Source organism: Cohnella sp. GCM10012308 (assembly GCF_042649185.1).
Lineage (GTDB): Bacteria > Bacillota > Bacilli > Paenibacillales > Paenibacillaceae > Cohnella.
The window spans coordinates 96,260-117,423 of record NZ_JBHRYU010000027.1 but is presented as its reverse complement, the minus strand read 5'-3'; the positions used below and the strand labels follow the sequence as shown (position 1 = coordinate 117,423).

Below are 21,164 nucleotides of genomic sequence, written 5' to 3'. Positions count from 1 at the left end.
GCCTTCTCGCCCCTTTTAACTGCATTTAATGCAGTTAATCTTATTTAGTTTACATAATATTATTTACGACTTCTTTGTAAAATACGAGACGCGCAACAACGACCGGACGTCTGGTATAATAACCCTAAATAAACCAGCCTGGAGCGCGAAGCCGATGAACCTGCAAAAAATCAAAGACCGCGAGCAATTGGACAAACGCGTGCCGAGCATGCCCTGGTATGTCGAGAAGTTTATTAATTACAAGCTGCCGGACCTCTCCCCCTCCTCCCTGCTGGAGTACGTGAGAGATTACGAGACTTTTTTTAACTGGCTGATGCGCGAAGGGCTCACGACGGCGGAGAAGATGACCGACATTCCGATCGAAGTGTTGGAAAAGCTAAAAATGGACGAGATCGACAGCTTCCGGATGGAGCTCTCGACCCGGCGGGAGCACGCCAACACGCGGACGACGATCTCTCGCAAGCTCTCCTCCCTCCGCTCTCTGTTCCACTATCTCAGCCAGATCGCGGAGGACGACGACTTCTATCCGCTGCTCAAGCGCAATGTGATGGCCAAGGTGTCGATCAAGCGGACGCATAAGCCGAAGGATACGGCCGCCAAACTGGAAGGCAAGCTGCTTCAGGAAGAGGAAATTACGGAATTTATCGCTTATATCAACGAGCACTACGCAACGGACGTGGCGGACAACAAGCAGGCGCTATACGCGCACGAGCTGAACCACACGCGTGATGCCTGTATCGTAAGTCTGGTCCTTAACTCAGGTTTGCGCGTATCGGAGCTGGTGAATCTGAACCTGGACGATCTGGATCTGAAAAAAAAACTGCTCTACGTCTACCGGAAGGGCAGCAACGACGATACGTTTAAGACGCCCGTCTTTTTCCGTCATGATGCGCTGACGAACCTCGAGTCCTACCTTCAGCAGCGCGAGGTGCGCTATCATGCGCCCAAACGGGAAAAAGCCCTCTTTCTCGCCCTGGCGAACGGCAAGAAAGAAGGCTCGCGCATGACCAAGCGCGCGGTCCAGGAGATGGTGATCAAATACGCGAAGCGATTCGGCAAACCTTATCTGTCCGTCCATAAGCTTCGGCATTCGTTCGCAACCGACTATTATCTGTCCAACGATCTGTACAAGACGCAGGAGCAGCTCGGCCACGCTTCGCCCGAGACGACGCAGATTTACGCCCATCTGACCGACAAAACGATGGAAGAAGCGATCGACAAGCGCCGCAGCCAGGAATCCTGAATCACCCGAACAAGCAAGGGGGGCGATCTCGTATCGCCCCCTCTTTTTATTCCGTTTGCTGCCGCAGCTTGTCCGCCACTGCCTCCATTTTTTGCGCCATCGTCCCCTGCTTGTCCCTGCGGTCGTCGATCGTGATCGACGTCGATACGCGCTGGGCGCCATGATTAAAAGGCGTCTCGTGCATGCGCCTGACGACAGCCAGCACGTCCTCGAGCTCGCCTTCGATAATCGTGCTCATCGGCGTCATCTGGTGCTTGATCGGCTCAGGCGCCATGCGCAGGATACGCTCGACCTCGGCGACGTACGCGCTTACGCTGGTCGAGCCCGTGCCGATCGGCACGATCGTTACTTGTACGATTGCCATCTTATCCGCCCGCTTTCCTTGTCATCGTCTGCTCGCACATCGACCGAATCCCGGCTTCATGCCGATCAAGCAGAGCTAAACCCGCGGCCGTCTCTTGCGTCTGTTGTCGAAGTACGGCAGCCTCGTCCACCCCGCTGAGATATCGCCCCAGAAAATGCACGAACACATCCAGTCGGCGCAACCGCATAAGCAAGGGCAGCGCATCGATCTCGTTTACGTTCAAGGGAGCCATTCGGCCGAAGCCTTTCAGAAATGCGGCAGCGGCACCGAGATCCCCGGATTCGCCGATCAGCCCTGCCAACGCGACCGCCGGTTCCATCGCCCGCAGCTCTGTCGTGCAGAACTCAAAGTCCAGTATCGCCGCGAGTCGTGCAGGCTCATTCGGGTCTGCGAGCAGGTTGGAATCGTTGATATCGCCGTGCACAAGCTGGTGCGGCAGCTCGCGTACCGTTTCTAGCGCCGCTCGAAACGCGCGCATCGCTTCGCCAATCTGCAGAAGCGAACCGTGCAAATCTTGAAACGCCAAAGGCGGCGCCTCGCAAAAGGACGCGATCACGCTGCCCGGACACGACGGATGCGTCTGTTCGAGCTCGTAGCACGGCAAATAGGCAGGCGCGACCGTCGGGCGAAGCTCCCTAAGCGCGAGTGACAGGCTTCCGACGGCTTCGCCGATCGCCTCAGCAACGGCAGGCACGGATCCGTCCGGACGATTGCCGGCCGTATAGGTAAACAACGCCGCATAGCGGCCCGTGCCGTCAGCCAGCGTCGCAAACGTCGTGCCGTCCGGCAGCGGGATCGGCCGCGGCACGGCAAACGGCAGCGCCGCCTCGTTCAGTTTAAGCAGCACATCGTGTTCGAACGCAATCTTGTCCGCATCCCTATGTGTCTCATAAATTCGAAACACGCGCTTGTCGCCGAGATCGTTCTCCGCGATCCGCGTCGTGTTGTTCCAGCCGCTCTCTCCCTCCAAGACAGTCCAGCGTCTCACGGGATCATAGCGATTCAAAAAGGCTGCAAAAGGCATGCCTATCCTCCGATCTTCGTCACCGAGCGGCCGATCGCGGTCCGCTCGGCGTCCGTGAATATCCCCAACCTCCAGAACGCGGCGCCGCCCAAGCCATAGCGCTTCACGAGACCAAGCTTGTCGTCGATCGTCGTCTCGTTTTCCGCGTCCAGATTAATCGCCAGCAGAAGCTTGGACTTCGGCGCGCCCGTCGCGATCGCCTTGGCGATCGCCTCGTCGACCTTCGCATTCGATTGCGGCAGCTTGTTGTCGCCGTAGTCGTAAGCCATGATGACGAGTTCGTCGGCCATTTTAGCCAACGTTCCATAATCGTACCCTTTGTATTCGCCGTTCAGCGGCGGCACTGCGAGCGATACCTTGATTCCGTCCGGCTTGACGGCGGAGACGAGCTGCTTGACGTAGGCATTCAGCGCGGATTGCGCCATGACGGGATCGTCATGCCAGCCGAGTCCTTCAAAATCGAGCATAATCCCGCCGAACGCATGATCCTTCGCAAGCGTATGCAGCCGTTCGATCGAAGCGTCCCGCAGCGCCTTGTCGGTCAGCATCTTCATGAGCTGTCCCTTGCCGTCCTTGCCCAGAACGGCCAAGTAGCTGCCCGAGCCGTTCGCATTGACCTGCGCGACGATCGACTCCGGCGTATCCGCGCCGGCGGCTTGCGGCCAGTACCATCTGTCGCCGGTCGTATCCGTTAAGGTGATTGCCCCGTTGTAATCGACCTGGCTCCAGCCGAATGCAACGTCATTCATATCCTTCGTCAGCGGTAACTGACTGTACGCCGATACCGCGTAGAAGCCAAGCAGCCGCATTTCGCGCTGCGGCGATATGACGCGTACCGTTTTCGCCGGTCCGTCCCACGCGACTGCAGCCCCAAACGTTTGGCTAAAAAACGCAAGCGGTACGAGCACCGAATCGCCAGACATGATAGGGGCTGCGTTCAATGCATATTTAACGCCATTAATCGTGGCGGATTTCTGATCCAGCTTCAGCTGTACCTCGACCGCATTTCCGGCAGCGCCTTGGCCCTTGGCGATCACCGATTTGGTTGCGGGCACCCATACCGCGTCGACACCGAGCGCTTGGGCGAGCGAACGGAACGGCAGCATGATCGATCCGTTGCGATTGATCGGCGGCACGGATACGGGAAGCTTCACGTCGTCGAGCTCGATTGTAATTGCTTGGGCAGCGACCGCAGCCGACGCATTCTGCGCGCCGATCGGCAGCAGAATAGCCGAAGCCAGAACGGCCGGCAGCCATCGTTGAACCGTTTTAGGCAGTTTCATGGTTTAAGCTCCTTTTCTACCAAGCCATCTATGAATCTCTTCATTAGACGCTTCAGAAGAGCAGGAGTTGCTTACTTCCGCTAAAAAATCCCTAAAGAGGAGAATGATAGCGTCGCCCTAGAACGAATCTCTCATCTGTTTAACGACATAAAATAAATCGTCCTTTGTACGAACGTACGCACGCATGCTGCTCGGAGGGCGATTTTATCGCAATTAGTTTACATAATATATTTTATGATTCAATTATTATTCAGTCCATTCCGACCTCAATAATCCCATTTGGATCACGTCCGCATATCGGCCGTTTCGATACAGCTTTTCCCGCTGCCTCCCCTCCTCGACAAAGCCGCACTTCAAATAACTACGATAAGCCCGTTCGTTAAAATCGTATACCTCCAGTTCCAGCCGATTGAGATTGAGCTCGTTGAACGCATAACCGCACAGCAGCCGCATCGCCTCGGTCCCTAGCCCCTGACCGCAGCGCGCGAGCGTGCCGATCACGATGCCGATTCGCGCGTATCGATTTTTCCAATCGATCGTGTCCAGGCCGATCTGCCCGACGTACAGCTCCGTATCCGCCTCCGCGATCACGAAGCCGCGGTTATCCGGCCGTTGATCCATCATGTCGGCGAGAAAGCCCTCGGTCGACTCCAGACCTTGCGGAAAAAGAAAGATATCCGAAAGAAATCCCGTAATCGCTTCATCGTTCACCCACTGGCGGATCGGCACGAGATCCTCGTGGCGATATTCGCGCAGGCGCACCCGTTTCCCGATAATGTGCGGCATCCTAGGCATGTCTCCTTCTATCTTAAAATGTAGTTCCTTTATTCCCGCCGGTAAGCAGCTCTATCCATCCGTCAGGAAGCGTGACCGGATGTCTATGGACCGAAGATAGCTTGAAGGAAGCGACCAGATCGACAGGCTTCAGCGCTTCGATCCGATCGTGCAACCCGCCGAGCCAGGCGAGAAATCCGACGATCCGCTCTGCCCGGATGTCGTATTGTTCGCGAAGCTCCGATAGCGACACCGCCCCGTGCCGTTTGGACAGCCGGCTGCCGTCCGCGCCAAGCACGAGCGGCGAATGCGCAAAGCGCGGCGGCGTGCTGCCAAGCGCGTCGTACAACGCCAGCTGCCTGGGCGTCGAGTCGAGCAGATCCCAGCCGCGCAGCACGTCGGTAATCTCCATCTCGATATCGTCTGCGACGACGGCAAGCTGGTAGGCCACGATACCGTCCGCGCGCCGCACGACGAAGTCTCCTCCGCTCGCGCCGGCGAATACGGTCTCGCCCGCGATGCCGTCCTCGAATCGATAGGTCGCCACTTCGTCCATCGCAAAGCGCAGCGACGGCGTCTTGCGCAGCGCTCGCTCCGCACGCTCGGCCGCGGTCAGATGCCGGCAGGTGCCCGGATACGCCGGCCCTTCGGCGTCAAGGCCATGCGGCGCGCTCGCCGCAGCCTGCAGATCGGCGCGGCTGCAATAGCACGGATACAAGCGACCTTGCCGCTGCAGCTCGTCCAGCACGCGATCGTATTGCGCCGTCCGCCTGCTCTGCTCGTATGGAGCGTGAGGTCCGCCGACGTCCGGCCCTTCATCCCAGTCCAAACCGAGCCACCCGAGCTCGTGCGGCAGCAGCTCGGCGAGCTCGGGCTTGCAGCGCTGCCGGTCCAGATCCTCCAGCCGTAGCACGATCTCTCCTCCAGCCGACCGAATCTGCAGCCAGGCCAGCAGCGCCGTCATCGCGTTGCCCAGGTGCAGCCTGCCGGACGGCGTAGGCGCGAATCTGCCGCGAATTACCTTGCCGCTTAAAGTCATTTCCCTTCCCCTTTCTCCGATGATCGGTCTTGTAGCATAATAGGATTCATACTGAGTTCATATAACGACGTCAAAATATGTACTACACAGCAGGCTAAGTCAGGCAAAATTCCCTGCGCAAGCCTCCAATCCGAATTCAAAAAGGTGGCCGATACCGATGGCGCGCATTCTTATTGTAGACGATGATCCGCATATCCGCGAGCTGCTCGGTCACTTCCTGTCGGCCGAGGGCTTCGAGATCCAGGAAGCGACCGACGGCCAAGAAGCGCTGGCCTTGCTGGCCGACTCGGCGTTCGATCTGGTCGTGCTGGACATTATGATGCCGAACATGGACGGCTGGGAGCTGTGCCGCGAGCTGCGGACGCACTACGAGCTGCCCGTGCTCATGCTCACCGCGATGGGCGAGACCGCCCAGAAGGTCAAGGGCTTCCAGCTCGGCACGGACGATTACATGGTCAAGCCGTTCGAGCCGGCTGAGCTGGTCGTACGCGTCAAGGCGCTCATGCGCAGGTACAAGATCGCGGTGTCCCACCAGACGCAGATTGGCCGCGTGCTGATGAACCGCCAGACGTTCGAGCTGGAGCTTGACGGCCAGCCGCTGACGCTGCCGCTCAAGGAGTTCGAGCTGCTGTTCAAGCTGGCGAGCCATCCCGGCCAGACGTTCTCCCGCGATCAGCTCATCGAGCAGATCTGGGGCTTCGATTACGAAGGCGACGAGCGTACGGTCGACGTGCATATCAAACGGCTGCGCGAGCGGTTCCCCGACGACTGCGGCTTCCGGATCACGACGATCCGCGGCCTCGGCTACCGGCTGGAGGTGCTTGCTTGAACCGCAGCTTCTGGAGGCTCGCAAGTCTATGGCGCAAGTTCGCGCAAAGCCACAAGGAATATCGCGCGCTGCATAAGCAATTCGAGACCCGGATGCGCGAGCAGCGCCGGAGCGAAGCGCTTGCGGCCGGCGGGACGCGGGCCTGGTTCGAGAAACTGCCGCCCTCTTTGCACGCGCTTACCGGCTTCACCGTATTCCTGTCCTGCTACTCCGTCCTTTGGACAGCCGCGCATTTTTTACTCCGCGCCGTAAATCTTTACTTGCCCATGCGCAGCACGCTGCGCGAGTATTTAACGCTGATTCTGACTTTTTTCCTGTTCGGCCTGTCGATTGTGGTCATCCGTTATTTATTCAGGCCGGAAGCGAAGGCGATGCAGCTCGTGAACACGCTGACCGATGCCATGTCGCGCATGGGCAAAGGGGACTTTAACGTTAACGTCGAGGTCAATCCCAGATACGCGGGACAATATTATGAGGTCGTCAAAAACTTCAAGCAGATGGCGGCCGACCTGGGACAGATCGAGGATATGAGGCAGCAGTTCGTTGCCAACGTCTCGCACGAGATTCAGTCGCCGCTCACATCGATCAAAGGCTTCGCGCAAGCGCTCAAGTCGGACCGTCTCTCGGAGTCGCAGCGCCAGCATTATCTGGACATTATCGAAGCCGAGAGCGAGCGCCTGTCCAGGCTTAGCGACAATCTGCTCAAGCTCACGACGCTCGAGTCCAAGCGCCCGCCGTACCAGCCGCGCCCGTACAGACTTGACAAGCAGCTGCGGCAAGTCGTGCTCGCGGCCGAGCCCCAATGGCAGGCCAAGCGTCTGGAGCTCGACATCCGGCTCGCCGAATGCGAGCTGGAAGCCGACGAAGAGCTGCTGCGCCAGGTGTGGGTGAACTTGCTGCACAATGCGATCAAATTCGCGCCCGACGGCAGCACGCTTGGCCTCTCGCTGTCCATCACCGGCGAGAGCGTCGCCGTGCATGTCGAAGACACGGGACCCGGCGTTCCGGCAGAGCATCTTCCCCGGTTGTTCGAGCGGTTTTACAAAGCCGACAAATCGCGCAACCGCGCAACCGGCGGCAGCGGCCTCGGCCTGTCCATCGTCCAGCGGATCGTGCAGATGCATCATGGCGAAGTGTCGGTCGCGAACCGGCTCGTCGCCGGCATGCGCGTCACGGTCGAGCTCCCGCTCTCGCAAAGCGAATCGCAGCCTTGAGACTTCTCCTTAGAGTCACAAAAAAGAGTCGCAAAAAAAACTGCCGTCCCGATATGGAGACGACAGTTTTTTTTCATATCTTTGAACCTATAGCTTGAATGCGCTCACGGCTTGCTTGAGCTCCGCGGCGACGCCCGACAGCGTGCGCGACGAGGACGCCAGCTCCTCGCTGAATGCGAGCTGCTCCTCCGCGGATGCCGCGGCCTCCTGCGTCATCGAAGCGGTCATGGACGCCATATGGCCGATATTGGACACCGACGCGGATACCTCCTCCGAGCTCGCAGCCAGCTGCTCGGCGGCCGCTGCCGCCTCCTGGACGCGGGACGATACCTCGTACGATGCGCTCGCGATCTGCTTGAAGGCGTCTGCCGCCTCGTTCACGGCCGAGCTGCCGGCATGTACTTCCTCGATGCTCGTGCTCATCAGCGCGGACATCGATTCGACTTGCTCGCGCACCTCGGTGATCAGCGTGTATACGTTGCCGACGGATTCGTTGGTTTGGGTGGCAAGCTTGCGCACTTCGCCTGCGACGACCGCGAAGCCCGCGCCGTGTTCGCCGGCCCGCGCCGCTTCGATGGCAGCGTTCAGCGCGAGCAGGTTAGTGCGCGACGCGATCTCGCCGATGATGCCCGTGACCTCCCCGATCTGATGGGACTTCGCGACGAGGCTCGTAATTTGTTTGCCCGCAAGTCCGACGGTCTGCTCGAGCGAAGCCATGCGCTCCGTCACGTTAACGATGCGATCCGTTCCCGTCGTGGCCGCCGAAGCGGCGCCTGCGGACAGCTCCGCGACCTCGGAGGTCGTCTCGGCGATTCTGCTCACGCCCTCCGCCATTTCCTCCATGACTCTGTCGCATTCCGCCGCCGACTTGGCCTGGCTTTCCGAATTGGAAGCGATCAGGGAAACGGACTCCGCGATCTGGACCGAAGCCCCCTTGTTCTGATCGGAACCGCCGGACAGCTGAATCGACGACGTAGCGAGCACCGAAGCGCTGTCCTGCATCTGGCGGACGGAGCTGCGCAGCTTCGCTACCGTATCGTTCAGCCTCGTCAGCAGCGTGCCGAACTCGTCGCTTCGCTTGGTGTCCAAAATGGAGATCTGGAGATCCCCCGCAGCCACGCGGCTCAGCGCGTCCGTCACCTGCTTCAGCGGCATCGTAATGTTGCGGATCATAAGCCAGGAGAGCGCGATGGCCAGCAGTACGATGGCGATCCCGATGTAGAAGACGATCGATGCGCTGCTGTGGAACAAGTCGTCGTTGTCCTTGACGCTGCTCGCGGCGCCTTCGTGATTGAAGTCGATCAGCTTGTCCACGTCCTGATCGAGCGCCGTGAAGGCTTCGGATGCCTTGCTTGAGCTTGCCTGATCGCCGGCCTTCTGCGTCGAAGCCGCATAGCTTGTCTTGAACAGCGCCCAATCGCGCTGCAGCGCCTCATAGAGCTGCTTGTCCTCGTCGTTCGCCACCGAGCCTTTATACCCGTTAACGCTATTCTCGATCTCCGGGAATAAAGCGGCCATCTGTTCGGTCGCCTTCTTTTTGGCTGCTTCGTCGGTAGTGACCAGGGACTGGTAATACAGGTTTGTAATCTCTTGCAGATCGATTTTGATGTTGCCCATCGTTTCTACACCGCTTAACCAGTCGTTTCCGATCTCTTGGGCTTGCGTGTTCATCCTGCTCATATTGGCCAGGCTAATAAAGCCCAGCGCCACAAGCGCGACGAGTATGGCACTAAACGCCCCTACCATCTTTTTGCCGACCGTCCATTTCATCGTTGACTGCCTCCCCCGCCGCACGTCCGGCTCATCCTAATGTTGTTTTCCTTTAATCATATCGGTGCAATGTTAAAAAAACTTAACAAATTTCGTAGTTCTTGAAGACGAATTTTGATGGAAAATAAATGATATTGGCGAAAGATGTCGCGGTTTAAACGTAAATTACAGACAAAAACCCCGCAGCTTCCGTTGAGGAAGATACGAGGTTGCTTGTGCACTATCGACGGCTCATTATAAGAAGATCGTTCCATGGGCCCTCGCGATGTCGCCAGCGTCGTTCATTCATCGCAAAGCCTGCAAATGTACATCTTTTCATGCCGATATCGCCTATTGTAAGTAGAATAGATGCAAAAGCGCAGGTATTTCCCTTCTTCTGCCCGATTTCCGGCTTGCGCTTTGCCTTTGCCTGCATATTTGCAGGTATTTCAACGCATCCATGGCTTGGCGGAAAACTACCTGTACAAATGCAGGTTTTTCGGCCCGCAGAACCACAAAAACATCGAAAAGCATCGGAACGCCTTAAGCTGCGCTTACCGCCAGTCACGAATCGCGTTTTGCCCAACCGAATTCGGTTCCCGCTCATTTACGGGTTCGGAGACAGCGCGATAAATCGGGCGTAAGCAGCATCCCAGGAAGCCTTGTCCGCAGGCTCGTACGTTTCGACCGGAAAAGAGGCCGATACGAGGCGTCTGGCTTCCGCCAGATCGGCGATCTCGCCTTGGGCGACGAACTGCAGCAGCAGATTGCCGATCGCGCTGGCCTCCGCGGGCCCCGCGAGGACCGGCCGTCCGATCGCGCTGGCCGATAGCCGGCAGAGCAGCTTGTTCTGTATGCCGCCGCCGACCATGTGAAGCCCCGCAAACGCACGGCCGGTGAGCGACTCTGCCTGCTCGAGCGCCTGCCGGTAACGCAGCGCAAGACTCTCGAGGATGCACCGGGCAAATTCGCCCTGGTCCCGCGGCTCCGGCTGGCCGGTCTCCCGGCAGTAGGCACGGATTTTAGAAGTCATATCGGACGGTCCGTAAAAGCGCGCGTCGTCCGGATCGATCAGGCTGCGCAGAGGCTTGGCCGATTCCGCGAGCAAGGCGAGCTCCGGGTAGCCTACTGGCGTGCCGTTTTCGTCCCATTCCCGTTTGCATTCTTGCAAAATCCACAAGCCCATTATGTTTTTTAGCAGCTGATACGTACCGCCGACGCCGCCTTCATTGGAAAAGGACATGTCCAGCGTCTCGGGCTTAAGTACCGGCTCCGTCAGCTCCGTACCGAGCAGCGACCAGGTGCCGCAGACGAGGTAAGCGAACGGCTCGTCTCCCGCCGGCACGGCGGCGATTGCGGATGCCGTATCGTGCGAGCCTACGGCCACGGCCTCTACCGGGGGAATCCGCAGCTCCTCCAGCACCTCGTCCGACAGATTGCCGATTCGGGTGCCCGGCGCGACAGGCTCGAGAAACAGCGTCTCCGGGATGCCGAGTTCTCGCATCAGCTCCGTGTTCCAGCTTCGCGTGCGCGGATCGAACAGCTGCGTCGTCGTCGCCATCGTGAACTCGCAGGCAGGCACGCCGGTCAGCAGGTAAGTGAGCAGATCCGGCGTCAGCAGCAGCGTCTTGGCCGCGGCTAGCTTCGCCGATCCGGACCGGCTCATGGCGTAAAGCTGGTAAACCGTATTAAAAGGCATGAACTGAAGCCCGCTCGACGCGAAGAGCGCTTGTGCGCCGAACCGTTCGCTGAGCGCCTCGATCAGCCCTTCCGTCTGCGCATCGCGGTAGTGATACGGATTGCCGAGCAGCTCGCCGCCTTCGTCGATCAGGCCGAAGTCGACGCCCCACGTATCGATGCCGAGCGTCCGCGGCTCGTAGCCTGCCTGGAACGTCTTGCGGATGCCCCGCTTAATCTCCTGCAGCAGGCGCAGAATATCCCAGTGCAGGTGCTTGCCTACGCGCACGGCGTCATTGTCGAAGCGGTGCATCTCCGCCACCTTAAGCGTGCGGGCGCCGCCGGCTTCCTTGCTTAGCTCGCCGACATAGGCGCGGCCGGAGCTCGCCCCCATATCGAACGCAAGCGCCGTAACCCGCTCCGATCCGCCGCTTGCAGCCGTTGTCTCGCTCATCGCCCGTTCCTCCGCTTATTTCATTTTTTGCAGCAGCTCGATTCGATACGCCTCGCTCTCCAGCGACGCGATTTCCTTGTACTCTTCGTCCGTCAGCGCCTTGGGCGTCTTGATGGCGCTCGCGATCAGCCAGATCTTGGCGCTCTCCTCGACGACCTCGGTGCGGTAGTAGGCTTCGCGAAGATTGCGTCCCGTCGTGACGAGGCCGTGGTTGCCGAGCAGGATAGTGCTGTAATCGTTCACCTTGGCGACGACGGCGTCGGCGAGGCGGTCGGTCGTCGGCAGCACGTAAGGGACATAGGTCGTCGTACCTACAAGCGCGGCCTGGTCGGGGAACATGACCGGCAGCTCTTCGGCTACAAGCGTGAAGGCGATGCAATACGGCGGATGCGTATGGACGATCGCTCCGATGGCCGGGTTGGCTCTGTAGGCGTACAGATGCATCAGTACCTCGGACGACGGGCGCAGGCCGATATCGGTAATGTCGCCGCTCTCGATATCCACCTCGACCCACTGCTCTGGCGCGATCTCGTCAAGCGCGAAGCCGCTCGGGGAAAGGTACATTTTGCCCTCGTGCCGGGCGCTCAGGTTGCCGCCGGGTCCGACGACCAGTTTGTTCGATACCGTCTTGCGCGCGTATTTGCACAGCTCATTGCGAATATCCGTGGCGCTCATGCGTGATTGACCTCCAGGTAAGTAGAATGATTGCGTATAAGGAATGGATCAAATAGACGAAAGGATTAAACCCGACGAGAGCCGCCCGGAGCGGACGGCTTCGTTTTTTTGCCTTTTATTTGTAAAGCGGACCGAAGTTCGCGCAAGCTCTGAAGTCTGCGCCTTCGATGCCGTCGGTGCCGAACAGGCCCCAAGCGCGAGGACGGAAGACGCGCTCCTCGGCGACGTTGTGCATGCTGACCGGGATGCGAAGCATCGAAGAGAGCGTGATCAGGTCCGCGCCGATATGGCCGAAGCTGATCGAGCCGTGGTTCGCGCCCCAGTTGTCCATGACGTCGTAAACGGTACGGAATGCGCCCTTGCCGGTCACGATCGGCGCGAACCAGGTCGTCGGCCAGGTCGGGTCGGTGCGCTTGTCGAGCGCGTCATGCACTTCCGGCGGCAGCTCGACCGAATAGCCTTCGGCGATCTGCAGCGTCGGGCCGATGCCCTTGACGTAGTTCAGGCGGGACATCGTCATCGGCATGCCGCCTTGCGTCAGGAAGTCCGACGAATAGCCGCCCCCACGGAAGTATTCCGCGGACGCCGGGCGCCAGCTCGTCGCGTCGAGACACTTTTGCGCCTCTTCGGCCGAAATGTCCCAGAAAGGCTTCATCGCCGGCTTGCCGTCGATCGTTTGTTCGCCGGTGCCGTCCATCGTCGCGGATCCCGAGTTGATCAAATGCAGCAGTCCGCCCGCGGCAGCGCCAGTCAATTTGTGACCGGTAACTCTCTCCACCGAATCGGGTCCCCAATACGTCCGCACGTCGGCGAAAATCTGCGCGGTGTTGCTGAGCAGGTAGCCCATCAGCATCGGAATGCCGTTCAAGCTGTCGTTCTCCGTCGCTACAATATAAGGCGAGCGGATGCCGTTCCAGTCGAACGAGGAGTTCAGAATCGTCTCCAGAAAGTCGCCGTTCGGGAAATGATCGGTCCAAGCGCGCTGTCCCTGGAAGCCGGATACGATCGCGTTGTGGCCCATGGCTTCTTCGCCGAAGCCCAGCTCGGCGAGTCGCGGATTGCCGATCATCAGGTCGCGGGCGATCTGCGTCATTTTGACGACGGTCTCCCAATCCTTGTCTTTGTCCGCGCGGCTCTTCTGCAGGCGCTCCGGATTGTTGTCCGGTCCCTCCTTGCAGTTCTCCTTCACCCACGCGAGCGCCTTCTCGAACTCGGCCGGATCGTAGATCTCTTCTTCGATGCGGCGCACGAACTCGGACATATCGACATACTCCGTGCGCATGCCCAGATACTCCTGCAGCAATCCGTCGTTTACGATCGAGCCCGCGATGCCCATGGATACCGAGCCCATCGATAAGTACGATTTGCCGCGCATGATTGCGACCGCAAGGCCCGCGCGCGCAAAGCCGATCAGCTTCTCGCGCACGTCCTCCGGTACGGTCGTGTCGCCCGAATCCTGCACCTGCTCGCCGTAAATGCCGAACGCCGGCAGACCCTTTTGCGCATAGCCGGACAATACGGCGGCCAGATAGACGGCGCCCGGACGCTCGGTTCCGTTGAAGCCCCACACGGCCTTCGGCAGCGTCGGATCCATGTCCATCGTCTCGGTGCCGTAGCACCAGCATGGCGTGACGGTAAGCGAGACGCCGACGCCTGCCTTGGCGAACTTGTCCGCCGATGCTGCGGCTTCGGCGACGCCGCCGATACACGTGTCGGAGATTACGCACTCGACCGGCTCGCCGTTCGGGTACCGCAGACTGCTGCTGAGCAGCTCCGCCACGGCCTTGGCCATATTCATCGTCTGGTCTTCAAGCGATTCGCGCACGCCCTTGCGACGGCCGTCGATCGTCGGACGAATGCCGATCTTGGGAAACCCGCTTCGGAACCTGTAAGCATTGTCAGTCATGAATGATGCCTCCTTGAAAGCGATTAATATGTTATCGATAACTCTAAATTAACAACGAAACGTCTTGCTGTCAATCCATGACTTTTGTAAGATAGATATTAAGCATACGGCGGCTTTATGAAAGGATTGGACGCGCATGGTCACCATCTACGATATCGCGGAAAAAGCCGGCGTCTCGGCAATGACGGTGTCTAGAGTTATCAATAACACAGGGCGAATAAGCGAGAAAACGCGGACGAAAGTGAAGCTCGTCATGGACGAGCTCGGCTACGTCCCGAATCAAATGGCGCGCAGTCTCGTGCTCCAGGAGACGCGTCTGCTTTTTCTTATGATTACCGATATAACAAACCCTTTTTACACGACGCTTGCGCGCGGTGCCGAGGATGCGGCGAAAAAGCACGGCTACCGGCTGCTGTTCGGCAATACGGACGAGGATCTCGAGAAGGAGAACGATTACATCGACGCCGTGCTGAAGACGCGGGCGGATGGCGTGCTGCTGGCCCCCGCGGGCGATGCGTCTCTCCCTCACCTGGAGATGCTAAGGCGCCATCGCGTTCCGTTCGTGCTGCTCGACCGCGAAGTGCCGGGCATGGACAGCGACGTGGTCCTTGGCGACAGCAAAGAAGGCGCTCGCCAGCTGGTCAAGCAGCTGGTTGGCGGCGGCCATCGCCGCATCGCGCTCATCAACGGCGCGCGCACGATCTCGAGCGCCCGGGATCGGCTCGAGGGCTACCGGGAAGCGCTCAAGCTCAACGATCTCGCGTACGACGAAGCGCTCGTACTGGAGACGAGCTTCGGCCCGCGCAGCGACCTGTCGATCATCGAGGCTTGGCTCGATCGCATGAGCCCCCTCCCTACCGCCTTCGTTGCGGGCAATAACGTGCTGGCCATCGAGCTGATGCGCGCGCTTCGGTCCCGCGGGCTGCGCGTGCCGGAGGACGTGTCGCTCGTCTGCTTCGACGAGTTGGCCTCATACGCCGAGATGGACCCGTTCCTCACGGTAATTTCCCAGCAGGCGTATCAATTCGGACATCTCGGCATGCAGATGCTGCTTGACCGGATCCAATCGCGTGACGAGCAGCCGCATGGCTGGCGCAAGATCGTGCTGCCGGCGGAACTGATCGTGAGGCGCTCGGTGCGGCAGCTGTGACGGGAGACGGAGGGCTAGGGGTGAAGCATCGTGCTGGGGATGCTTGTCCGCCCGCTTGGTTTTGTGAGTACCATTGGCACTTGGGCAGTTACTTAAATCCAACGAATGGACCGTGGTTCCGCTAAATGTTGTTTTTAGGGCAAATAGACGTGTGTTACGGACACAGCGTCCGTTATTTGGCCAAAAACGATACTCCGAAGCATGCATAGTCACGGATAGCGGATCTGGAGTCACAAACCTTGCTGATATCCGGAGCGGTGTAGCAAAATAGCGCAGCCTGTGTCCGGAACCTGACCAGGCACATTCAAAAACGATATGGTTGCCGAAGTTATAGAGGCCGGGCCCAGCGAGGTTGATTGGCGGGAGTTGGTTTGCCGGGGTTCGTTTGCCGGGGTTCGTTTGCCGGGTTTGGACATATTGTCTGTTAGTTGTAATTTACGGTTCCGTGCAGCCCCACCTAAGAGAGGCCGTCAGGGTGATCTCCCCTGACGGCCTCTCTTAGGTGGGCGAATAACGAATCATGAGTCGCGTGGAATGCCTATTGATGGCTCATCAATCAGCCGTGCCCATGGGTCTTCGCGGCTCCTTTGCAGCAATGACTGCAAATATACATCTATTTCCGCCGATATCGGCCCTTATGAAGAGGATAGATGCAAAAGCGCAGTTATTTTACTTCGGAAACCGGATTTCCGGCTTGTGCTCTGCAATTACCTGCATATTTGCAGGCATTCCATCAAGTAACGTTGGTCTGCATAAAATACATGTATAAATGCAGGTTTTTTAATCCTCAAGCTACCGAAAAAAGCTGCGGCACGCCCAAGATGCGCCTATTGTCACAAATAGCCAAGCTACCGTCCAAGCCGTATATGCCCAGCCTTCGTCCGCAATCGATCCCAGCCCCGCTTCAGCGGGCCGCGTCGATCCGGAAGGAGCGCAAGACCGGACAGCTCGGCGATGCGTGACACGACTTCGCCCGCGCTCATCCCGTCCGTCTGTATTTGGACCTCGAACGCCTCCCGGGTCAAACCGGCCAGGCAGCGGTCGATCTGCCGGGCCGCCCAGGACCGCTCGCCCTCCCATCGGCTGCGAAGCCTTCGCAGCAGCGTCTCCCGCGACGCCGTCAGCGCATAGTGGTCGACCCTGATGCCCGAGCTGCGCAGCGCGCCGACCAGCTCGTCCATATAGCGCTCGTTCACGACCGTCATCGGTACGATGATCGGCCCTTCATGCCTCGCAGCCAGATAGGCCAGCATCTCGCGATTGATCGTCCGCCACATCGGGTAGTCCTGGAAGTCGTCGCCGTGCAGATGCCCCGGCAGCCTCGCGCGAATGTAATAGCCCGCTTCCTCCGGATCGAAGACGATCGAGCCCGGAAGCCTCCGGTACAGCTCGTATGCCGCCGTCGTCTTGCCTGCGCCGAAGGCGCCGTTGATCCAGACGATCAACGGCCCTGTCCTGCACCGCGCCTCGATTTGCGCCACCAGATGGCGCCGGCGGCGACCGCGGCTGCCGCGATCAGCAGCGACCATAGCCAGTCCAGCCGTTCCAGCGCCTCTCTCGTGCCGCTCAGCTTGCTGTCCGCGTAGGACTCCTGATAGACGGCTTTGACGTAAGAACCGCTTCCCGAGTCGACGGCGATCGCGTCTTGCACGTCGATTCCGAGAATCCCCTTGAACTCGGTGCCCTTCGGCAGCGCATTGGAGAAATTACCCTTGTAAGCGCCTTCGGTATCCGCATAGGTCGCGATCTTGCCCAGCTTCATGCCCAGCCGGTCGACAGGCACGGATTCGTCCGTAATCTTGTACAAATTGTCGTAATACACGACGAACGGCGTTTTCCAATCGGCCGCGGCGCCAATGGACGGGAAAAGCAGCAGCAGCGCTCCTAACAACAGCAGAAGCTTACGTGACATGGCCAGGCTCCTTTGGATCGATTGAATCGATGAGGAAAAAAGATGATTTGTTCACATTTTAAACCAAAAACGGGCCTTCGACCAGCCCTTGTATCACGTTATCGCCTAACGGCCAAAAAGGATGTCGAGCACCGTCCCGAGACTGCCCGGCTTGCGGCCGAGCAGCATCTCCGGATCGTAAATCTCGACCGCGCCGCAGCGCTCGCAGGAGACAAACAGGTAGTGGTGATGCTGAATGTCCCATAGCTTGCTGAGTCCCGTGCCGGTCATCGCCACTTGCTTGGCTATGCCTCCGTTGCTGCCGCATCTGCGGCAGACGAAGCGGTCCTCGAGCATCGCCGCGAGCTCGTCAACCCCCGCAGGCGCTCCGATGTCCGAAAGATCCGCAGACTCATCGCCGATCGGCACGGCGTCCGAATCGGGCGCTTCTTCATTAAAATCATCCTCGGTCACCTCGTACAGCTTGCGCCTGCAGCTCGGGCATCTCCCGGCGGCGCGCTCGATCTCAGCCTGACAATACGGACACTCCACCCCTATTCACGCTCCTCCGCTGAAGGTAACGGATAAATGCACGATCTCGCTGCGGCTCGCAAGCCGCACCGGCGGTCCCCAGGTTCCGAAGCCGGAAGAAACGACGGCGTGCAGCTTTCCTTTGCGCAAATAACCCCAGTCCAATTCGAACAGGCGACGCGTGACCCAATGGTTCGGCGCGAACTGGCCGCGATGCGTATGGCCGGAAACGAGAATATCGACGCCGGCGTCCGCAGCGGCCGAATATCCGTAAGGCTGATGGTCCATCAGCACGATCGGCAACCTGGGATCGAGGCCCTGAAGCAGCTCCGCCACCGGCTTGCGGCCTTCCGGGTCCATCGATTCCGCCGTCTTGTCCTTGCGTCCGACGACATGCAGGACGCCGTCCGGCGTCGCCCGCTCGTCGCGGAGTACGGGGATCCCGAGCGCAGCCATGCGGCCGACGTATTCCTCGATATGCCCGCCGTAATATTCGTGATTGCCTAGCACGGCATACACGCCGAGCGGTGCAGAGAGCCGTCCGAGACGCTCGGACATCCGATTGCGAACGAACGGCTCGATGACGTCGTCAAGCACGTCGCCGGCCAGCAGGATCAGATCGGGCTTGATCCGCTCCACCCGCGGGAGCAGACGGTCCAAGTGGCGGTTGCCGACGATGTTGCCCAGGTGCAGGTCGCTCACAAGCACGATGTCCATCCGCCGCCGGCCTTTCGCATCCTTCGCTACGTCAAACTCGTATTTGCGCACGATCGGCGTCCAAGCGTTCCAGGTTCCCCAAGCGAACAGAAGCAGGAGCAGGACGGCGACGATGAAACCGATCGTTTCTAATGTATTGCTATAATCCGATCCTCCCGCATAGAACAACCATACCGCCAGATCCGCGAACGGCAGTACCAGCACGGCATATTCGAACAGTCCGATATAATACGCGCCGAATACTTTAAGTCCGCGTCCCGCCGGCTTGGGCAGAAAACGAGCGCGCCCGATCAGATAGCCGAGCGCGGCCAAGGCGAGTACGGTCCAAAGGACCGCATCCGGAAAACCGGGCAGCCAGCTGTCCAGCCAAGTCTGCGCGTTCCAGCCAATAAAGAAGTTCAATCCGAGGTAAGCGGCGATAATCAGCGCAAAGTTAACGACTGCCCGCAGTCCCCCTCTTCTCATCGCGCCGCCTCCTCTGCCTCGGCATCCGGCTCGGCAATGAGCGGCGTCGGCAACTGCGCGTACAGCAGCTTAAGCCGATGGAGAGCGCGGGTGCATCCGACGTAAAGCAGCTTGGCATCCTCAGGCTTATAATCCGCCGCGTCCGCGTCCGGAATCAGGACGGCATCGAATTCGAGGCCTTTGGACAGATACACCGGCGCCACCGTAATTCCGCCTTCATAATTTTGATGCTTGGCCTCGAGTAGCGAAGCCTGAATGCCGCGTGCCGTAAGTTCGCTATAGATGCGCGCGCAGGCCGCCGCCGTTCGTCCCAGCACCGCGATGCTCTGGAGCTCCGGCTCCTTCCGCCAATCCTGGACGATCGAAGCGATCGCTTCCGTGTCTCGCGCAAGCGAAGTCCGCTCGACCTCCACAGGCTGTCCGCTGCGGAAGACGGGCCGCGCCGGCTTGACGCCGCCGCCCATTCCCCTAAGAATGCGGTTTGCGAATTCGATGATTTCCAGCGTCGAACGATAGCTCCGGTCCAGCTCGTAATAGGAAGTCTCGTCTGCGGGAAATAAACGCTTGAGCTCCTCCCAGTCGGTAATGCCCGCATAATCGTGAATGCCTTGCTGCAGGTCGCCGAGCACCGTCATCGACGTGATCCGCTGATGCTGTCTGAGCACTTGCAGCTGCGCGGGCGAATAATCCTGCGCTTCGTCGATCACGATATGGTCGTAGGCGGGAGCCGTCGGTCCTAGCAGCTTCAGGTGGATGTGCACGAGCGCTGCCAGGTCTTCTCTGGCGAAAACGGCGGTTGCCTTGCTTTTGCCCTTGCCCTTCGCCTTAGACGTTGCACCCGCGTTCTTCGCGTATTCGGCTGCGCCGTCCGCTTGCCAGCCGCCGGCCCTATAAAAGGAAGCCGCCGTATGCTGCGGCAGCTTGCCGGCATACGCCTTCCAGCGGGCGTTCGCCTTCTTGCGGACTTCGGCGTCGCTCCACTTGGCTTTGCCGATCTCGATCTCCATCCAGCGCTTGATCCGGTTCAGCACCCGTTCCCGCTTTTTCATGATCGGATCCAGCGGATTCTCCTCGGCGAACCAGGCGCGTACCTGCTCCGCCGTCAGCGTGCGCCGATCGTCCGGCGAAAACGGCTCTTCAGGCACCATCGTCCGTGCAAGCGCCTCGATCGCTTCGTCGATATCGGCGAGAAAGCCGAGGCTGCCCTTGCGCTTGGCGGGCGCATCAGCCCGACTGACTGCCGCGTCGTCCGCCTCGAACCATCGGGCCAGCTCCTCCGCCGGATCGCGCAGCTGGAGCTTCTCTCCGATCTGCTCGAGCGCCCAGTCCTCGAACGTCTGCTGGCCGATATCTCCGACGCCAAGCTCCGGCAGCACGCCGGATATATAATTCAAGAACATTTTGCTCGGCGCAAGGATCATCATGCGATCGGCGCGCACGCGGTCCTGGTAGCGGTACAGCAGGTAAGCGAGCCGGTGCAGCGCGACCGTCGTCTTGCCGCTTCCCGCCACGCCCTGGATAAAGACGGCCTTGTTTTTCTCGGTACGGATAATCGCGTCCTGCTCCTGCTGGATCGTCGAGACGATATCCCGAAGCTTGTTGTCCTTGCTCTCGCCGAGCTTGTGGAGCAGAAACTCGTCGCCTGCGGCGCCGCCCTGTTCGCCGCCTTCGGCGTAGCTGTCTACGACGCGCTGCAGCTCGCCTTCCCGCACGAGCAAATTGCGCTTCAGATAGACGGTGCCCGACACCTCTCCTTCGGGAGATTCGTAAGCCACCTCGGGATTGCCGCCCGAGAAGGCGTAGAACAGGCTCGATACCGGCGCCCGCCAATCCACGACCAGCAAGTCGTGTCCGTTCTCCTCGCCGACGCCCGACTTGCCGATGTACAGCGGCAATGGCTCGTTTTTCCCTTCCTCGCGGAAGTCGAGCCTGCCGAAGTACGGCTCCTTTTCCGACGCAGAGAGCCGGACCTTGCGCGCCTGTCGGATCGCGTCAAGCGTCTGCTCCGTATAATCGTTGCCGGTATAACGCGGTCCGATGCCGGCGATTTGATCGCGAATCGACGTCTTGGTATGTTCGAGCTTCACGGTTTCTTCACTGAATCGTTTATCTTCTGACACGAATCAAAGCTCCCTTCAAATTGATTACGGCGGATTAAGTATGGTTAAATAAAGGAAGA

Annotated in this window: 18 protein-coding genes; 4 read left to right on the top strand and 14 right to left on the bottom strand. The window is 59.4% G+C overall.

Annotated elements, in window-relative coordinates:
* Nucleotides 1-154: 154 nt before the first annotated feature.
* Nucleotides 155-1,243 carry a tyrosine recombinase XerS gene (gene xerS, locus ACFOTD_RS24575; protein WP_378122584.1) on the top strand — a complete coding sequence of 363 codons (1,089 nt, stop codon included), beginning with the start codon at nt 155-157 and terminating at the stop codon, nt 1,241-1,243.
* Between the two features lie 46 nt (nt 1,244-1,289).
* On the opposite strand, the gene ACFOTD_RS24570 is transcribed toward xerS, so the two are convergent.
* The 5 genes from ACFOTD_RS24570 to gluQRS all read right to left on the bottom strand — a co-directional run bounded on the left by ACFOTD_RS24570 (nt 1,290) and on the right by gluQRS (nt 5,727).
* Nucleotides 1,290-1,607, bottom strand: coding sequence for an MTH1187 family thiamine-binding protein (locus tag ACFOTD_RS24570; protein WP_378122583.1), 318 nt, complete (start codon nt 1,605-1,607; stop codon nt 1,290-1,292).
* Nucleotide 1,608: 1 nt separating this feature from the next.
* A complete protein-coding gene (locus ACFOTD_RS24565) occupies nt 1,609-2,631 on the bottom strand; it encodes a phosphotransferase (RefSeq protein WP_378122582.1) in 1,023 nt (340 codons plus the stop codon).
* A gap of 2 nt (nt 2,632-2,633) precedes the next feature.
* A complete protein-coding gene (locus ACFOTD_RS24560) occupies nt 2,634-3,914 on the bottom strand; it encodes a stalk domain-containing protein (RefSeq protein WP_378122581.1) in 1,281 nt (426 codons plus the stop codon).
* 246 nt (nt 3,915-4,160) lie between these two features.
* Nucleotides 4,161-4,700: a GNAT family N-acetyltransferase gene (locus ACFOTD_RS24555; RefSeq protein ID WP_378122580.1), complete on the bottom strand. Its 540-nt coding sequence runs from the start codon at nt 4,698-4,700 to the stop codon at nt 4,161-4,163.
* A gap of 22 nt (nt 4,701-4,722) precedes the next feature.
* On the bottom strand, nt 4,723-5,727 hold the full coding sequence (gene gluQRS / locus ACFOTD_RS24550) for a tRNA glutamyl-Q(34) synthetase GluQRS (RefSeq protein ID WP_378122579.1): 1,005 nt from the start codon (nt 5,725-5,727) through the stop codon (nt 4,723-4,725).
* A 157-nt stretch (nt 5,728-5,884) separates the two neighbouring features.
* Between gluQRS and ACFOTD_RS24545 the strand changes: the two genes are divergently transcribed.
* Together ACFOTD_RS24545 and ACFOTD_RS24540 are read left to right on the top strand one after the other, a co-directional pair.
* On the top strand, nt 5,885-6,556 hold the full coding sequence (locus ACFOTD_RS24545) for a response regulator transcription factor (protein WP_378122578.1): 672 nt from the start codon (nt 5,885-5,887) through the stop codon (nt 6,554-6,556).
* Nucleotides 6,553-7,770 carry a sensor histidine kinase gene (locus tag ACFOTD_RS24540; RefSeq protein WP_378122577.1) on the top strand — a complete coding sequence of 406 codons (1,218 nt, stop codon included), beginning with the start codon at nt 6,553-6,555 and terminating at the stop codon, nt 7,768-7,770. The genes ACFOTD_RS24545 and ACFOTD_RS24540 overlap by 4 nt, the downstream gene beginning before the upstream one ends.
* An 87-nt stretch (nt 7,771-7,857) precedes the next feature.
* Here ACFOTD_RS24540 and ACFOTD_RS24535 read toward each other — a convergent pair whose 3' ends face one another.
* The 4 genes from ACFOTD_RS24535 to ACFOTD_RS24520 all read right to left on the bottom strand — a co-directional run bounded on the left by ACFOTD_RS24535 (nt 7,858) and on the right by ACFOTD_RS24520 (nt 14,231).
* Nucleotides 7,858-9,540 (bottom strand): methyl-accepting chemotaxis protein, encoded by a 1,683-nt coding sequence (locus tag ACFOTD_RS24535; RefSeq protein ID WP_378122576.1) that lies wholly within the window; start codon nt 9,538-9,540, stop codon nt 7,858-7,860.
* 586 nt (nt 9,541-10,126) lie between these two features.
* Nucleotides 10,127-11,650, bottom strand: coding sequence for a rhamnulokinase (locus ACFOTD_RS24530; RefSeq protein ID WP_378122575.1), 1,524 nt, complete (start codon nt 11,648-11,650; stop codon nt 10,127-10,129).
* A gap of 15 nt (nt 11,651-11,665) precedes the next feature.
* Entirely contained in the window at nt 11,666-12,325 is a 660-nt protein-coding gene (locus tag ACFOTD_RS24525) for a class II aldolase/adducin family protein (protein ID WP_378122574.1), read from the bottom strand.
* A 115-nt stretch (nt 12,326-12,440) separates the two neighbouring features.
* Nucleotides 12,441-14,231, bottom strand: coding sequence for an L-fucose isomerase (locus ACFOTD_RS24520; RefSeq protein ID WP_378122573.1), 1,791 nt, complete (start codon nt 14,229-14,231; stop codon nt 12,441-12,443).
* A gap of 136 nt (nt 14,232-14,367) precedes the next feature.
* Here ACFOTD_RS24520 and ACFOTD_RS24515 point away from each other — a divergent pair, with 136 nt between their 5' ends.
* Complete coding sequence (locus tag ACFOTD_RS24515) at nt 14,368-15,381, top strand: LacI family DNA-binding transcriptional regulator (RefSeq protein ID WP_378122572.1); 1,014 nt, start codon at nt 14,368-14,370, stop codon at nt 15,379-15,381.
* An 848-nt stretch (nt 15,382-16,229) separates the two neighbouring features.
* Here the strand turns inward: ACFOTD_RS24515 and ACFOTD_RS24510 are convergent.
* From ACFOTD_RS24510 to ACFOTD_RS24490, 5 genes are all read right to left on the bottom strand, one after another.
* On the bottom strand, nt 16,230-16,826 hold the full coding sequence (locus ACFOTD_RS24510; protein ID WP_378122571.1) for an AAA family ATPase: 597 nt from the start codon (nt 16,824-16,826) through the stop codon (nt 16,230-16,232).
* Nucleotides 16,823-17,293: a hypothetical protein gene (locus ACFOTD_RS24505; protein WP_378122570.1), complete on the bottom strand. Its 471-nt coding sequence runs from the start codon at nt 17,291-17,293 to the stop codon at nt 16,823-16,825. Before ACFOTD_RS24505 ends, ACFOTD_RS24510 begins: the two co-directional genes overlap by 4 nt.
* A gap of 105 nt (nt 17,294-17,398) precedes the next feature.
* Nucleotides 17,399-17,824, bottom strand: a complete 426-nt coding sequence (locus ACFOTD_RS24500; RefSeq protein ID WP_378122569.1) for a zinc ribbon domain-containing protein — start codon at nt 17,822-17,824, stop codon at nt 17,399-17,401.
* 6 nt (nt 17,825-17,830) lie between these two features.
* The gene (locus tag ACFOTD_RS24495) at nt 17,831-18,985 is read right to left on the bottom strand and encodes a metallophosphoesterase (RefSeq protein ID WP_378122568.1); all 1,155 of its coding nucleotides are present in this window, start codon (nt 18,983-18,985) and stop codon (nt 17,831-17,833) included.
* Complete coding sequence (locus ACFOTD_RS24490) at nt 18,982-21,105, bottom strand: HelD family protein (protein ID WP_378122567.1); 2,124 nt, start codon at nt 21,103-21,105, stop codon at nt 18,982-18,984. The genes ACFOTD_RS24495 and ACFOTD_RS24490 overlap by 4 nt, the downstream gene beginning before the upstream one ends.
* Between the last annotated feature and the right edge of the window lie 59 nt (nt 21,106-21,164).